The 14,797-nt window shown below is 67.1% G+C and carries 18 protein-coding genes; 4 read left to right on the forward strand and 14 right to left on the reverse strand.

The genetic code is table 11. The features are described from left to right. Positions 1–45 precede the first annotated feature (45 nt). Together JNK84_RS01780 and JNK84_RS01785 are read left to right on the forward strand one after the other, a co-directional pair. On the forward strand, positions 46–681 hold the full coding sequence (locus JNK84_RS01780; RefSeq protein WP_293419848.1) for a tetratricopeptide repeat protein: 636 nt from the start codon (positions 46–48) through the stop codon (positions 679–681). Positions 682–751: 70 nt separating this feature from the next. After that, positions 752–1,672 (forward strand): alpha/beta fold hydrolase, encoded by a 921-nt coding sequence (locus JNK84_RS01785; RefSeq protein WP_293419851.1) that lies wholly within the window; start codon positions 752–754, stop codon positions 1,670–1,672. Here JNK84_RS01785 and pyk read toward each other — a convergent pair. Further along, positions 1,669–3,102, reverse strand: a complete 1,434-nt coding sequence (gene pyk, locus JNK84_RS01790; protein ID WP_293419854.1) for a pyruvate kinase — start codon at positions 3,100–3,102, stop codon at positions 1,669–1,671. The genes JNK84_RS01785 and pyk overlap by 4 nt on opposite strands. A 76-nt stretch (positions 3,103–3,178) precedes the next feature. Beyond that, the gene (locus JNK84_RS01795; protein ID WP_293419857.1) at positions 3,179–3,799 is read right to left on the reverse strand and encodes a YqgE/AlgH family protein; all 621 of its coding nucleotides are present in this window, start codon (positions 3,797–3,799) and stop codon (positions 3,179–3,181) included. Positions 3,800–3,951: 152 nt separating this feature from the next. Here JNK84_RS01795 and JNK84_RS01800 point away from each other — a divergent pair, with 152 nt between their 5' ends. Both JNK84_RS01800 and JNK84_RS01805 read left to right on the forward strand, forming a co-directional pair. Then, on the forward strand, positions 3,952–4,782 hold the full coding sequence (locus tag JNK84_RS01800; RefSeq protein WP_293419860.1) for a protein-disulfide reductase DsbD domain-containing protein: 831 nt from the start codon (positions 3,952–3,954) through the stop codon (positions 4,780–4,782). Between the two features lie 104 nt (positions 4,783–4,886). Further along, positions 4,887–5,372 (forward strand): peroxiredoxin, encoded by a 486-nt coding sequence (locus JNK84_RS01805; protein WP_293419863.1) that lies wholly within the window; start codon positions 4,887–4,889, stop codon positions 5,370–5,372. A gap of 34 nt (positions 5,373–5,406) precedes the next feature. Here the strand turns inward: JNK84_RS01805 and JNK84_RS01810 are convergent, their stop codons facing one another. The 12 genes from JNK84_RS01810 to JNK84_RS01865 all read right to left on the reverse strand — a co-directional run bounded on the left by JNK84_RS01810 (position 5,407) and on the right by JNK84_RS01865 (position 14,704). Further along, positions 5,407–5,919: a cupin domain-containing protein gene (locus JNK84_RS01810; protein WP_293419866.1), complete on the reverse strand. Its 513-nt coding sequence runs from the start codon at positions 5,917–5,919 to the stop codon at positions 5,407–5,409. A 73-nt stretch (positions 5,920–5,992) separates the two neighbouring features. Continuing rightward, a complete protein-coding gene (locus JNK84_RS01815) occupies positions 5,993–6,601 on the reverse strand; it encodes a LysE family translocator (protein WP_293419869.1) in 609 nt (202 codons plus the stop codon). 4 nt (positions 6,602–6,605) lie between these two features. Beyond that, entirely contained in the window at positions 6,606–7,073 is a 468-nt protein-coding gene (gene rnhA / locus JNK84_RS01820; RefSeq protein ID WP_293419872.1) for a ribonuclease HI, read from the reverse strand. After that, positions 7,070–8,032 carry a homoserine kinase gene (locus JNK84_RS01825; protein WP_293419875.1) on the reverse strand — a complete coding sequence of 321 codons (963 nt, stop codon included), beginning with the start codon at positions 8,030–8,032 and terminating at the stop codon, positions 7,070–7,072. Before JNK84_RS01825 ends, rnhA begins: the two co-directional genes overlap by 4 nt. 11 nt (positions 8,033–8,043) lie before the next feature. Next, positions 8,044–9,015, reverse strand: coding sequence for a 4-hydroxy-3-methylbut-2-enyl diphosphate reductase (gene ispH / locus JNK84_RS01830; protein WP_293419878.1), 972 nt, complete (start codon positions 9,013–9,015; stop codon positions 8,044–8,046). Between the two features lie 65 nt (positions 9,016–9,080). Then, complete coding sequence (locus tag JNK84_RS01835) at positions 9,081–9,365, reverse strand: DUF4031 domain-containing protein (protein ID WP_293419881.1); 285 nt, start codon at positions 9,363–9,365, stop codon at positions 9,081–9,083. A gap of 3 nt (positions 9,366–9,368) precedes the next feature. Next, a complete protein-coding gene (locus JNK84_RS01840; RefSeq protein ID WP_293419884.1) occupies positions 9,369–10,733 on the reverse strand; it encodes an ABC1 kinase family protein in 1,365 nt (454 codons plus the stop codon). 66 nt (positions 10,734–10,799) lie between these two features. Continuing rightward, the gene (locus JNK84_RS01845) at positions 10,800–11,684 is read right to left on the reverse strand and encodes a heme-dependent oxidative N-demethylase family protein (protein ID WP_293419887.1); all 885 of its coding nucleotides are present in this window, start codon (positions 11,682–11,684) and stop codon (positions 10,800–10,802) included. Beyond that, positions 11,681–12,064: a type II toxin-antitoxin system death-on-curing family toxin gene (locus JNK84_RS01850; protein WP_293419890.1), complete on the reverse strand. Its 384-nt coding sequence runs from the start codon at positions 12,062–12,064 to the stop codon at positions 11,681–11,683. The genes JNK84_RS01845 and JNK84_RS01850 overlap by 4 nt, the downstream gene beginning before the upstream one ends. Further along, a complete protein-coding gene (locus JNK84_RS01855) occupies positions 12,061–12,321 on the reverse strand; it encodes an AbrB/MazE/SpoVT family DNA-binding domain-containing protein (protein ID WP_293419893.1) in 261 nt (86 codons plus the stop codon). The genes JNK84_RS01850 and JNK84_RS01855 overlap by 4 nt, the downstream gene beginning before the upstream one ends. A 59-nt stretch (positions 12,322–12,380) precedes the next feature. Beyond that, positions 12,381–12,860: a hypothetical protein gene (locus JNK84_RS01860; RefSeq protein WP_293419896.1), complete on the reverse strand. Its 480-nt coding sequence runs from the start codon at positions 12,858–12,860 to the stop codon at positions 12,381–12,383. Further along, entirely contained in the window at positions 12,860–14,704 is a 1,845-nt protein-coding gene (locus JNK84_RS01865; protein ID WP_293419899.1) for a M3 family oligoendopeptidase, read from the reverse strand. Before JNK84_RS01865 ends, JNK84_RS01860 begins: the two co-directional genes overlap by 1 nt. Positions 14,705–14,797 lie beyond the last annotated feature (93 nt).

Consider the following 14,797-nt stretch of genomic DNA (forward strand, 5'->3'; position numbering starts at 1 on the left):
GCCGCTTCTGTTGACCGTCGACGTTTCGTGGCCCACGCTTCGGCCATGACACGATCGGCGGTTTTGTTTTGCCTGATGCTCGGCGCGGCGATGCCGGCGGCGGCGCAGGTCACCGGACCCGTTCCCGCGCCGCCTCCCACGGTGGAAGCGCCAGCCGGCACGGAAGGCAATGTCGCGGCCCCGGCGCTCCAGTCTGAACGCGCGCGCCGGCTGGACGAGTTGTTCTCGCGGCTGCGCGAGGCCGATGGCCCCCGGCAGGCGCGTGTGCTGGAAATGCAGATCGCCCTGACTCTGGCCCAGTCCGGCTCCGATACGGCTGACCTGCTCATGGTGCGCGCCACGCAGGCAGCCCAGCAGCAACAGCAGGATCTGGCGCTGTCGCTGCTCGATTCGGTCATCGACCTCTATCCCGACTACATCGAGGCCTGGAGCCGCCGCGCGACGCTCTATTTCGCACGCCGCGAGCTGGGGCGCGCCGTGTCCGACATCGAACAGGTGCTGCGGCTGGAGCCCCGCCATTTCACCGCGATGGTGGGGCTCGGCATGATCTTCCAGCAGCTCGGCGAGGACCGGCCGGCGCTGACCGCGTTCAAGCGGGCGCTCGAGATCAATCCGCATGTCGAGCGAATTCCCGAGATCATCCGCCGGTTGACGCCGAAGGTCGACGGGCTGGAACTCTAGCCCGGACGCCGGGTCCGGCTCGCCGCTGAGGCGCACACGCTCCCCGATGGTGCCTTTCGATCCGCTATTCATGTCGATTGCCGTGCCGGCTGCCCTGACGGCGTGGACAGCTGCGCGCTCGCGCGCCATCAGCCGGTCATTTCCCGCGCGGGGCCGTTTCGTCGAGACGCGGGCGGGCCGCCTGCATGTGGTCGAGCGCGGCGAGGGCGGCACCCCTGCCATGTTCCTCCACGGGGCGAGCAGCTCGGTCCGGGTCTGGGAGCCGGCGCTGGGCGATCGGCTCGATGGTCCCGGCCGCAGCATCCTCGTCGACAGACCGGGACACGGTTTTAGCGAGCGGTGCTCGGGGCGCGCCGCCGCGCGGCTGGACCACCAGGCTGGCGCGGTGGTCGACGCGCTGGACCGGCTGGACATCGACAGGGCGGTCATCGTCGCCCATTCCTGGGCCGGCGCTCTCGCCTGCCGGATGGCGCTCGACCATCCCGGACGTGTCGCCGGGCTCGTGCTGATCGCGCCCGTGACCCACCCCTGGCCCGGTGGCACCATCTGGTACTACGACCTCGCCGCTCTGCCGGTGGTCGGCCCGCTGTTTTCCTGGACCGTTGCCTTGCCGTTCGGGGAGCTCTGGATGAGGCGCAGCATTGCCGGGGTCTTCGCGCCACAGCAGGTCGGCGCGGGCTACGCGACCGAAGCCGGCATTCCGCTGGCGTTGCGGCCGCGCCAGTTCATGGCCAATGCGGAGGACTGCGCCGCCCTTCTTGCCGAGGTGACGGCGCAGGCGCCGCGCTACGGCGAAATCGGTTGCCCGGTAACGGTGATTTCGGGCGAGGCGGATGGCGTGGTCTGGACGCATCTGCATTCGCTGGGGATGGCGCGCGACGTGCCGCAGACCCGGCTGATCCTGCTGCCTGGCGTCGGGCACGGGCCGCACCATGCCGAGCCGGAGCGCGTGATGGCTGAAATTCGCGCGATGCAGGGCGCGGCCAGCTAGAGATCGGCCGAATCCGCCCCGACGAAAGCAATGCGCAGCATGTTGGTCGCGCCGGGTGTGCCGAGCGGCACGCCGGCCACCACGATGATGCGCTGTCCCGGCTTGGCGAAACCGTCCTTGAAGGCGAAGCGGCAGGCGCGGTCGACCATGTCGTCGAGGTCGCGGGCGTCCTGGGTGACGACGCAGTGGACGCCCCAGAGCAAGGCCAGCTTGCGGCCCGTCGCGATCTTCGGGGTCAGGGCGATGGTCACCGATTTTGGCCGCTCGCGCGCGACACGCAGGGCGGTCGAGCCCGACATGGTCCAGCAGACGATGGCCGAGAGGTCCAGCGTCTCGCCGATCTCGCGGGCGGCAAGGGCAATAGCGTCGGCGCCCGTCGCTTCCGGCTCGGCGCGTTGTGCCTGGATCACCGCGCGGTAGGTCGGGTCGCCCTCGACCTCCTCGGCGATGCCGCTCATCGTGGCGACAGCTTCGACCGGATACTGGCCGGCGGCGCTCTCGGCCGACAGCATGATGGCGTCGGCGCCCTCGAAGACGGCGGTGGCGACGTCCGAGACCTCCGCGCGCGTGGGTACGGGGGCGGTGATCATGCTTTCCAGCATCTGCGTCGCGACCACCACCGGCTTGCCGGTGCGGCGCGCCTGCCGGGTGATCTGCTTCTGGATGCCCGGCACCTTGGCCATGGGCATTTCGACGCCGAGGTCGCCGCGCGCGACCATCAGGGCATCGGCGATGTCCATGATCTCGGCGAGCCGCGCCACGGCCTGCGGCTTCTCGATCTTGGCCATCACGGCCGCGCGGCCGCGCGCGACCTTCTTGACCTCCGCCACATCCTCCGGCCGTTGGACGAAGGAGACCGCGATCCAGTCGACACCGGCATTCAGCGCCGCGTCGAGGTCGGCGCGGTCCTTCTCGGTCAGGGCGGAGACGGGCAGGGTGGTGTCGGGAAGGCTGACGCCTTTGCGGTCGGAGAGCTTGCCGCCGACAATGACGCGGCACTTCGCGCTCTTGGGCGTGCATTCCTCGGCCTTGAGCGTCACCTTGCCGTCGTCGAGGATGAGCCGGTGGCCGGGCTCCAGCGCTGAGAGAATCTCGGGGTGCGGCAGGTGGACGCGATGGACGTCGCCGGCCTTCCGGTCGGAATCGAGAGTGAAAGCAGCACCGTTCTTCAGCGTGACAGGACCGTCCTTGAACGTGCCGACCCGGAGTTTCGGCCCCTGCAGATCGGCCAGAATCCCGATGGGTCGCTGTTCCTCATGCTCGATGGAGCGGATCGTCTCGACGAATTCGCGCAGCTTGTCGTGGGGCGTATGGCTCATGTTGATGCGGAACACATCCGCACCGGCTGCGAACAGGGCGGCAATCTGCTCCCTTGTCGAGGAGGTCGGGCCGAGGGTCGCGAGAATCTTGGTCCGGCGCTGACGTCGCATGAGCATTGTCTCCCTGCGCCGATGCTAAACCGATTTGTATGACGGAGGCGAGCGCGGACGGACTGTCGTCGCCGGTTCAGGCATGTCCCGATTCGCTCGACAGCATGCCGGGGTCGATGCCGATCTTGCGCATGGCCCGGTCATACTTGGTTTCGGTGTCCGGGCCGAAGATCAGATCCATGTCAGCGGGGCAGTGCAGCCAGCCGTTGGACTGGATCTCGTTCTCGAGCTGTCCCGCGCCCCAGCCGGCATAGCCGAGGGCGAGCACCGCGTCGCTCGGCCCTTCGCCGGTGGCCATCGCCTTCAGGATATCGAGCGTCGCGGTGAGGCAGATGCCCTCGTCGATCGGCAGTGTCGAGTTCTCGATGTAGAAGTCGGATGTGTGCAGCACGAAGCCGCGGCCGGTTTCCACCGGGCCGCCGCGCAGGACGCGGATCGTGTTGATGCGCGAGGGAAGGGTGATCTTCTGCGCCTCGGGAATGATGTCGAGCTGCACCAGCAGGTCCGGGAAGGCGAGGTTGGTCGCCGTCTGGTTGACCACGATGCCCATCGCTCCATCCGAGGAATGGGCGCACATGTAGATGACCGTCCGGGAGAACCGCTCGTCGCGCATGGTGGGCATGGCGACGAGCATCTGTCCGTCGAGATAGCCGCGAACATTGCTGCCCGGCTTAGCGCGTCGGGGATTTGCTGCCATGCGGCAAAGGTAACCCGGATCGATACCGATTGCCAACGCGCTGCCTCCCCTGCCGCGGTTCACGAGCAGTTGACGGCCGGGGAGGCGAAAGGTCCCCTTCTGCGACCGTTTGCAGGTGGCACTTGGGCCCCTCCTCGCCTAAATCGATGGGGATGCTCGACCGCCGCTCCCTCCTTGTCCTCGCACCGCTGGCAATGCTGCCGCGGCCGGCTTTTGCCGGCCCGTCGGCGTCAGGCTGGTCGCGCGACGCCAAGTCCGCGATCAGGTTGATTTCCGGCGGCGTTGCGGCTGACGGGTCGCCGCGCGCGGGCCTTCACATCACCATGGAGCCGGGCACCAAGACCTATTGGCGCACGCCTGGCGATTCCGGCGTGCCGCCGTCCTTCGACTGGTCGGCGTCGGGCAATGTCGCGGATGTCAAAGTCCTCTGGCCGGCGCCGTTCCGGTTCCCGGACGGCAATGGATTCTCCATCGGCTACAAGCTGGAAGTCGTGTTTCCGCTGAAGGTCACGGCGCGAGATCCGGCCCGGCCGGTGAAGCTCGTGCTGAAGCTTGATTACGCGGTTTGCGATCAGATCTGCATTCCGGCCAAGGGCGCGGCGGACCTTGTCCTTCGTCCGGCGGCACCGGCCGATCCCGCGCTTGCGGATCTCGTCGCCCGGTTCGAGGGCCGCGTACCCTCGCGGCAGGCCGAAGGGCTGGCGGTCCGGGCGACGGGGATCGACCGTTCGGGCCAGCATCCCGTGCTGATGCTCGCCGCCGATGTCGGTGCGACGCAGGGCCGTGTCGATCTCTTCGTCGAGGGGCCGGACGCGCGATGGAACCTGCCGCTGCCCGAGGCGCTGGACCGCGAGGGCGCGACGCGCCGCTTCAAGCTGGTGCTCGACGGCGCGCCGCGCGGCATCGACCCGACAGCCCATGACCTGACCTTTACGCTGGTTGCGGGCGACAGGGCGCTCGAAACGACGACCCGGCCTGCCTGAGCCGGGCTCGACGACGCCGATTTCTGCCCTTAGGTTTTTGCCGTCCCTTTGCCGGCCGCCCGCGCGGCCGCGGTCTCTCCCCCAACAGGCATCAGGAGAATTTCATGACGATTCAGGTCGGCGACAAGCTGCCCGAGGCGACGTTCCGCACGATGACGGCAGACGGGCCGGCCGCGCGCACGACGGCCGACATCTTCTCGGGGAAGACCGTGGTTCTCTTCGCGGTGCCGGGGGCGTTCACGCCGACCTGCCACAGGAACCACATGCCCGGTTTCGTCGCCAATGCCGATACGATCAAGGCCAAGGGCGTCGATGCGATCTACGCGACCTCGACCAACGACGTCTTCGTGCTGGATGCCTGGCAGAAGGCGAGCGATGCAACTGGCAAGGTCGGCATCCTGGCGGATGGCAACGCCGAATTCGCCAATGCCATCGGCCTTGCCAACGACGCGTCGGCGGCCGGCATGGGCATGCGCTCGAAGCGCTATTCGATGATCGTCAAGGACGGCGTCGTGACGTCGCTGAATGTCGGCGACGCGCCGGGCAAGGCGGATATCTCCGGCGCCGACAATCTCATCACGCAGCTGTGATGCAGAGGAGCGGCCGCGCCGCCCCTTCTCCGGTTCACATCGCGAAGACGCCGACGGCGGCCAGCGCGCCGGCCGCGGCGATGGGCATGGCGACCCGCACCGGGATCGGCTCGGGCAGCCAGTCGCGCAGGCGGGCGGCGAGGCGCGACGCCTTCCGGCCGGCCTTGAGCGGCAGGGTCACGACGGCCGGCAGGCTGTCGCGGCAGATGGCGTGCTTGCGGACATAGTGCGGCACCCGCCAGACCGACCATGTCCCGGCGCGGAACAGCGCGGCATCGCCCGGACGAAGCGTGCGTGTGCCGCCGGCCTCGTCGGTGACGTTCACCTCGCCCTCGATGATGTGGACGATCTCGTCGCCGCCGAAAAACCAGCGGAACGCACCGGCCGTGCAGTCCCATGCCATGGCTTGCGTGGTTCCATCGGAGGAATCGGACCAATGGCGGCAGCGGGCAACCGGATTGCCCTCCAGTATCCACTCGGGCCGGATCGGGGCCGGGTCGAGGTCGAGGTCGGCAAGGCTCGCAGCGACGAAAGAAGCTTGGCTCATGGCGGGTTCCTGTCCCATGCGGAGACAGTCGCCCCGCTTGCCGGCAGGGATCGCAATCGGCGTGCCGCCGAATTCAGAGCCGCGTCGCCCAGAGCAGCCAGCCCGCGACCCCGACGAGAAGCGCGGCCAGGAAGGCACGGAAGCGAGCGATGCCCGTGGACCGGCCGAGAAAGCCCTGGAGGCGCGCCGCCGCCAGCACGATAGCGGTGTGGATGATGGTGGCGATGCCGACATAGGCGGCCGCATAGACCCACGTCGTCGCTCTTACCTCGGCGGCGCCGCCTTCCGGCACGAAGGTCGGCAGGACGGTGATGAAGAACACCGCCGCCTTGGGGTTCAGGACATTGGTCAGGAAGCCGCGCCAGAACAGCCCGCCCGGACCTGCCTGCGCGTCGAGCCCGTCTCCGCTCTCATCCCGCTGGCGCCAGATTTCCCAGGCCAGCCAGAGGAGATAGAGAAAGCCGGTCCATCGCAACGCGCCGTAGAGCGCGGGAACCTCGGTGACGATGGCGGCCAGCCCGAGAATGGCCAGCACGCCCATGGTCGCAAGGCCGAGCGCGACGCCGGCCACGGCGAAAAGACCCGGCCGCAGCCCGCGGGCGAGCGTCAGGGCGGCGAGCGTCGCCATGTTCGGACCGGGCGTGATCTCGACGATGATGCAGGCGATGAGGAAGGCGACCACAAGGTCAGCCCTTGGCCGGCTTGAACGGCGCCATGCCCTCGCGGGCCAGTTCGTCGGCCCGTTCGTTCTCGGCATGGCCGGCATGGCCCTTGACCCAATGCCAGGTCACCTCGTGCAGGTCGCTGACGTCGTCGAGCCGTTGCCAGAGGTCGGCATTCTTCACCGGCTTCTTGTCGGCGGTCTTCCAGCCGTTCCGCTTCCAGCCGTGAATCCAGCTCATGATGCCGTTCTTCACATACTGACTGTCGGTGTGGAGATCGACCTGCGAGGGACGCTTCAGCGCCTCCAGAGCATTGATCGCGGCGAGCAGTTCCATGCGGTTGTTGGTGGTGACCGCCTCGCCGCCGCTCATCTCCTTCTGCGTCTCGCCATAGCGCAGGATGGCGCCCCAGCCGCCCGGCCCGGGATTGCCGGAACAGGCTCCGTCCGTGAAGATCTCGACGCGGCGGGCGGGTGTTTTCGTGGCGGTCATGCCAGACCGTATTCGGTGGGCGAGCCGACCTTCTGGTGGAAGCGCAGCTTCTTCAGATATTCGAGTGGATCCTTCGGCGTCACCACGGCGCCGGGCGGCACGTTCAGCCAGTCGACGAGGCGCGTCAGCAGGAAGCGCAGGGCCGAACCGCGCGCCAGCAGCGGCAGGGCGGCCTTCTCGGCCTGGCTCAGGGGCCGGACCGCCTGATAGGCGGCGATCATGGCCGAACCCTTGGCGAAATCGAACTCATAGTCTTGCGAGAAGCACCAGGCGTTCAGGCAGATGGCGAGATCGTAGGCGAGGATGTCGTTGCAGGCGAAGTAGAAGTCGATCAGGCCGGACAGCCTGTTCTGCAGGAAGAAGACATTGTCGTTGAACAGGTCGGCGTGGATGACACCGGCCGGCAGGTCCTTCGGCCAGTGCCGTTCGCAATGGTCGAGCTCTCCGGCCATGGTCGCGGCAAGACCGTTGGCTACGGTATCGGCGCGGTCGCGCGCGTGCTCGTAGAGCGGCCGCCAGCCCGGCACCGACAGCGCGTTGGGGCGGCGGATGGCGAAGCCTTCGCCGGCGAGGTGCAGTTCGGCCAGCGCCTTGCCGACGGCAGCGCAATGGTGGACTTGCGGGCGCCTGATCCACATGCCTTCGAGGAAGGTGACGATAGCGGCAGGACGCCCGGCAAGCTCGCCCAGCGCCTCGCCGGACCTCATCTTCACCGGTTGCGGGCAGGTAAGGCCGCGGGCGGCGAGATGCTCCATGAGGCCGACGAAGAACGGCAGGTCGGCGGGATCGACGCGCTTTTCATAGAGCGTCAGGATGAAGGTGCCGGCGGTGGTGTGGAGCAGGAAGTTCGAGTTCTCGACGCCCTCGGCAATGCCCTTGAACGACAGGAGCTCGCCGATGTCGTAGCGGGTCAGGTGCGCCGACAGATCCTCGGCGGTGACATCGGTATAGACGGCCATCGGATGGGCTTTCAGGCCGCCGCGTCCGGGCGGAGCTGGCGGGGCAGGGGGAAGAAGACGCTTTCGTCGGCGGTCGAGACGGTCTCGACCGACACCTCGTAGCGCGTCGCGAAGGCCTCGATGATCTCCTCGACCAGCACCTCCGGAGCCGACGCACCGGCTGTGATGCCGAGAGAGGCAATGTCGCCGAACCTGTCCCAGTCGATGTCTGCGGCGCGCTGGACCAGTTCGGAGATGCGGCAGCCCTCGCGCTCGGCGACCTCGCGCAGGCGCTGGGAATTGGACGAGTTGGGGGCGCCGACGACGATCATCGCCTCGACGCGCGGCGCGACGCGTTTCACCGCTTCCTGCCGGTTGGTGGTGGCGTAGCAGATGTCTTCCTTGTGCGGGCCGACGATGGCCGGAAAGCGGGCACGCAGGAAGTCGACGATCTCGCGAGTGTCATCGACCGAGAGGGTCGTCTGGGTGACGAAGGCGAGCGCATTTTCGTCGCGCGGCACGAAGGTCTTCGCCTGGTCCAGCGTTTCGACGAGCGTCACGGCGCCGGGCGGCAGCTGGCCCATCGTGCCGACCACTTCGGGGTGGCGGGCATGGCCGACGAGGACGACCTCGCGGCCGCGCTTGTGGTGGATTTCGGCCTCGCGGTGAACCTTGGTGACCAGCGGGCAGGTGGCGTCGATGGCGAGGAAATTGCGGCCCTCGGCCTCCACGGGAACCGATTTCGGCACGCCATGCGCCGAGAAGATCACCGGCGCGGCGGTGTCGGGGATTTCCGACAGTTCCTCCACGAAGATGGCGCCCTTGGCCTTCAGCCCGTCGACCACGAAGCGGTTGTGGACGATCTCGTGGCGCACATAGACCGGCGGGCCATAGATGCGCAGCGCCTGTTCCACCGCGTCGATGGCCCTGACAACGCCGGCGCAGAAGCCGCGCGGCGAGCAGAGCAGGATGGTCAGCGGCGGTTTGTCCTGCGGCGCGGCCAAGGCGGTCTCCGGATGAGCGTGCCACGGTTTCGGAGGGATCGGCGCGCCTGTCAAGGCGAGCCGCTTCAGGCGGCTCCGCGCGGCAGCGGTTTCGCCACCCGGACGCGCCGCACGACGGCGACGATTTCGTGGCGCGTGCAGGGGATGGCCCCCATGGTGATGGCCCGCTTCCGTTCGAAGCCGGTCAGATCGTAATGCGGGGCATTGGTCTTCGGCGGTCCTTGGTAGATCGAGCGCGGCACGCCCATGAGACGTGCGAAACGATGCAATTCCTCCTCGGTGTCGGCGAGGAGATGGCACCATTTGAGGCCCTGCCAGTCCCAGATCGGATCGTCGACATAGACCGCCATCGATCAGGCCGCCTTGAGTCCGGCCGAGCCGAGCGCGGCGTCCTGCTTGGCGATGACATCGTCGAGGCTGAAGCGGTCGATTTCCTCGTTGTAGAGGCGATAGAAGTTCAGCTCCGCCTTGAGGTGCAGGAAGACGCCGCCGAGGCCGATGGCCGCGCGGTCCATCAGCACGAATTCCTGCGGGATCGTCACCGGTCCCTTCTCCTTCAGCGCCTTGTGGACCTGGAAGGCTTCGCGGCGGCCGTATTCACCGGGCGCGACGCCATCGGCGATGGAGCGCACGCGGTCGTCCAGCAACGGGCCGTAGATGAAGCGCGCCCAGACGTTGAGGATGTCGATGAGATCGCGGGTGAGGTTCTTGAAGCCCCAGGTCTCGTAGGCGTGGACAACACGGGCGTCATCGCTGGTCTCCAGCCCCTTGTAGAGGTCGATCACCGCCGCGATGAAACGCGGCGGGAAGATGCGTACGCAGCCGTAATCGAGCAGGTTGATGCCGCCCGGCTCGCCGTTCTCCTCGAAGACCGAATAGTTGCCGAGATGCGGGTCGCCGTGGATCACCCCAATATGGGCGAAGGGATGCCACCACGCCCGGAACATGGCGGTCGCCAGCCGGTTGCGGATGGCGAGCGGCCGGTCGACATGGCTCAGCATCTTGGTGCCGTCGAGCCATGAGAGCGTCAGCAGCCTTCCCGTGGAGAGTTCGTTTCGGACGATCGGCACGCGCACCAGCGGCTCATTGGCGAGAACGTCCTGATAAAGAGCCGCGTGCTTGGCCTCGCGGCGGTAGTCGAGTTCCTCGCGAACCCGCTCGCCGATCTCCTTGATGATTTCGCGCGTGTCGATGGCGGGGTCCATGCGTCGCTGGATCGCGAACAGGATTTCGAGCTGGGCGAGATCGGCCTCGACGGCCGACTGCATGTCCGGATATTGCAGCTTCACGGCCAGCTTCATGCCGTCGTGGGCCGTGGCGCGGTGGACCTGGCCAAGGGAAGCGGCTGCTGCCGGCACCTTGTCAAAGCTCGCGAAGCGCTTTTCCCAGTCAGGGCCAAGTTCGGCCATCATCCGACGCTTGACGAAGGCCGGGCCCATGGGCGGAGCCTCGGACTGGAGCTTCTGCAACTCCGATGCATATTCCGGCGGCAGAACCTCGGGGATGGTCGATAGCAGCTGCGCCACCTTCATGATCGGGCCCTTGAGCCCGCCCAGCGCGCGCGTCAGGTCCGCGGCGTTCTTCTCCCGGTCAAGCGAGGCGCCGAACAGGCGCGCCGCCGCGATGGAAGCGGCCGCGCCGGCGACATTGGTGCCGACGCGGGCATAGCGCGACAGGCGGCCGGAGAGGCGGTTGGCTTCGTCGTCGCGCGGCGGCATTGGCACTCCGAAATGGCTGCCAGCCTCAGATAGGGCTTATCCCGTCCGGATGCGAGGGCAAGAACCCTAGAGTGCTGTACCCCCGCGGAAGAGTGCAATCAGGTCGTCCGCATCGGCGCTCCAGCCCTTGTAGGCGCGCTGCGGACCGTCGAGGCCATCCAGGTCGTCGGCAAGCAAACGGCCGGAACGGGTGCCGGCGAGCAGCGTTGCCGGTCCCTGATGGACACGGATGGTGAAGGCGATGTCGCCAGACCGGGGCAGCTTGATCAGGGTCTGACGCTCGACGCGGACGTGGACGCGCGCAGGGTCGATCAGACCATCGGTGCCGCGCCACGACTTCGGGTGCGGTTCGGGGTGGTGCAGCCGGTCGTCGTCGTAAAGTGACCAGTTGAAGCGCTCGACGGGTTGAGACGGGGCGAGATTGTCGAAGATGCGTGTGACCATCTGATCCATGCGGCCGGCAAACCCCGGCACGGGCGCATGGATCGCATTCATCGGACGGCCGATCTTGTCGGCGAGCCGCCACGACGACGGAAAGGCGAGAGCCGCTGCGGCGAGACGCCAGCCTTCATCCGTCCGGCGCATCAGGCAGATGTCCTCCTGCACGAGGCGGGAGGCGGTGAGCAGCGGTGGACCATCCGCGCCGAGATCGATTGTTCGGCCAGCCGTCGGCAGCTCGATGCGGTCGCCATCGCGTCGATGGGTTTCAGCTTGGTGCGCCACGAGGTTCCCGACGAGGATATCGAGAAGCTCTTGCTGTGCCGGGCCGGTGCCGCGTTCGGCGCGAAAGATCGTTGGCAGATCGGCCGCCTCCAGCCGGGCCTTTTCGTCGAGATAGACGCCAAGGCGGGCATCCACCTCGATCCAGTCGGCGAGCGCGATCGGTCGCATGCCGATGGTGAAGGGCCTCGACGCGCCGTCCCAAGGCAAATGGCGGAGGGGATCGCTCACGCTGGCCAGTTGTCCCGGATCCAGCGGGTCAGACCCTCCTCGCCGACCTCGCCGGCAGCAAGCGCGAAGATGATGGCAGCCATCTCCGTCTCGGGAACGTCGAAATCGATTCCGTTCAGGTCCAAGAATACCACCAGCGCCAGTAGCGCCGCACGCTTGTTGCCATCGACAAAGGGATGGTTCCTCGCGATTCCGTAGGCATATGCCGCGGACAGTTCCGGCAACTCTGCACCTTCGTAAGCCCACTTGTTGCGAGGTCGATCTAGGGCGGATCCCAGCATACCCTGATCACGGATCCCCGGCGGTCCGCCGAACTCGCGCAACTGCCTCTCGTGGATCGCGATCACGAGTTCGGCCGTAAGCCAGATCGGCTCGCTCATTTGGCGAGTTCTGCGAGCGCATTCCGATAGCGCTTGATCGCTCTGTTCGCGCTTTCCATGCCCTTGGCGAACTGCGGATCGCGGGCCGAGAGATTCAGCGTTCCGTCAGCAAATTCTGCCACATGCAGCTTGTCGCCTTCGTGCAGGTTCAGGCGCGCGAGCAGTTCCTTCGGCAGGATCAGCCCGACAGAATTGCCGATCTTGCGAATCTGCAGCACGAAACCGTCAGTTTCGGTCTTGCGTGGCTGTTCGTTCATGGCGGCCTCCGTTTCGTCATACGGAATGTATAACACGCTGAGAGCCGCGCGTCACAGCATCAGCCGGTGGGCCGATCGGCCGTCGTGTCGAGGATGAAGGGCAATCGCCGGCCGTAGACACGGATCGTCGAATAGGAATTGTCCAGCCAGAAGCCGGTGGCGGCGCGGGTGGCGTAGGGGTTCGAGCGCCGCTCACGGCCGAAGGTGACATTGGCCATCGGGAAGGTCTGCACGATCCGCCCGAAGGTGGACATGGACTCGATCCGCATCGCGTCCTTCGTGCGCCAGACCGCCGTGGCGTATTGGCGGATATAGACCTCGATCATCAGGGCGAAGAGCGCAGAGACCGGCGACAACACCAGCGAGGCGACGTGGTTGTTGGTGGGATCGTCGATCCGCGTCGCCCAGGCGAGCCAGGCGAAAAAGACGGCCGGCCCCCAGAAGACCAGTTGCAGGAACCGCAGCCGCCACAGCCGCGTGTTGCGGTAGACGAGCTCGTAGCCGTCGCCGGGCGCGGACGCGCCGGAGCTCTCAGCCATCACCCCTCCATTGCCTCCAGTTCGCCGATCAGGCGTTCGATGACGCCGAGCCCGCCCTGCCAGAAGACCGGGTCGCGCGCATCGAGGCCGAAGGGCGCCAGAACCTCGGAATGGTGCTTGGTGCCGCCGGCGGCCAGCATGGCGAGGTAGCGCTCCGCGAAGCCCTTGTCGGCCTTCTCGTAGACCGCATAGAGCGAGTTCACGAGGCAGTCGCCGAAGGCATAGGCGTAGACATAGAACGGCGAGTGGATGAAGTGGGGGATATAGGCCCAGAAAGTCTCGTAGCCGGGCTTCAGCTCGATGGCCGGGCCGAGGCTCTCGCCCTGCACGCTCATCCAGGCCGCGGAAATGTCGTCGGCGGTGAGCTCGCCGTCCTTGCGGGCGATGTGGATCTTCCGCTCGTAGGAATAGAAGGCGATCTGGCGCACGACCGTATTGATCATGTCCTCGACCTTCGAGGCGAGCAGGGCCTTTTTCTGGACCGGGTCGGTGGTGCTGGCGAGGATCGCCTTGAACGTCAGCATCTCGCCGAAGACGGATGCTGTCTCGGCCAGCGTCAGTGGGGTTGGCGCCATCAGCGCGCCGTTGGGGGCCGCCAGCACCTGATGGACGCCGTGGCCGAGTTCGTGGGCAAGGGTCATCACGTCGCGCGGCTTGCCCTGATAGTTGAGCAGCACGAACGGATGCGCGGACGGCACGGTCGGGTGTGCGAAGGCGCCCGGCGCCTTGCCGGGCCGCACCGGCGCGTCGATCCAGCTCTCGTCGAAGAAGCGCTTCGCGATGTTCGACAGTTCCGGCGAGAAGCCGGCATAGGCCGACAGCACAGTGTCGCGGGCGTCGGTCCAGGGGATCGTCCGCTGCTCGACCTTCGGCAGCGGCGCGTTGCGGTCCCAGTGCGGCAGCACGTCCTTGCCGAACCAGCGCGCCTTCAGCCTGTAGTAGCGGTGGGACAGACGCGGATAGGCCTCGCGCACGGCGGCGACGAGCGCGTCGACCACCTCGCGCTCGACGCGATTCGCGAGGTGGCGGGAATCCGCGACATCCTCGAAGCCGCGCCAGCGGTCGGCGATCTCCTTGTCCTTCGCCAGCGTGTTGGTGATCAGCGAGAAGGTACGCAGATTGTCCTTGAAAGTGGCGGCGAGGGCCTCGGCCGCGGCGCGACGCTTCTCCTCCGCCGTGTCCTGCAACAGGTTCAGCGTCGGCTCCAGCGGCAGTCTTTCGCCGTCGATCTCGAAGCGAAGGCCGGCGATGGTCTCGTCGAACAGGCGGTTCCAGGCCGCGCGGCCCGTGACGCTCTTCTCGTGGAACAGCTGCTCGACGCGATCCTCCAGCTGGAACGGCTTGTCCTTGCGGATGTCCTCCAGCCAGGGCCGGTAATGGCCGAGGCGCGGCTCGGCCATGGCCTGGTCGATCAGGCTGTCGTCGATCCGGTTCAGTTCCAGCGTGAAGAACAGGAGATGCGAGGAGATCGCGGTGATCTTCTCCTGAATGTCGCCGTAGAACTTGGCGCGCACGGGGTCGGTCGTGTCGCCGGCATAGACGAGGCCCGCGAACGAGGCGAGGCGGCCGAGCAGGTCCTCCAGCTTCTCGTAGCGGACCAGCGCGTCGGCGAGATCGGCCCCTGCCGACTTGCCGCGAGCCAGCCCTTCCAGCCGGCCCTTGTAGGTGTTTTCGAAGGCGATGGCCTCAGCCTCGGCGGCGTCGAGATCGGCGCGCACACCGGGTGCATCCATGCCGGCATAGAGCGCCGAGAGATCCCATACCGGCAGCGGCCCGAGTTCGCGGTCGAGCCTGTCGCGGGCAGCCGCGCTCTTGGTAGCGGCATCCTGAAACGTGCGGCGCATGACGGCCTCCCGCTGAAACCTTAGGAGAGGCCGATATGGGCAAATCCGCCGCCGTGATCAACGTGGCGGATGGTCCAAGACGGGTCTTGCCGC

This window comes from Phreatobacter sp., from assembly GCF_016793595.1.
GTDB lineage: Bacteria > Pseudomonadota > Alphaproteobacteria > Rhizobiales > Phreatobacteraceae > Phreatobacter.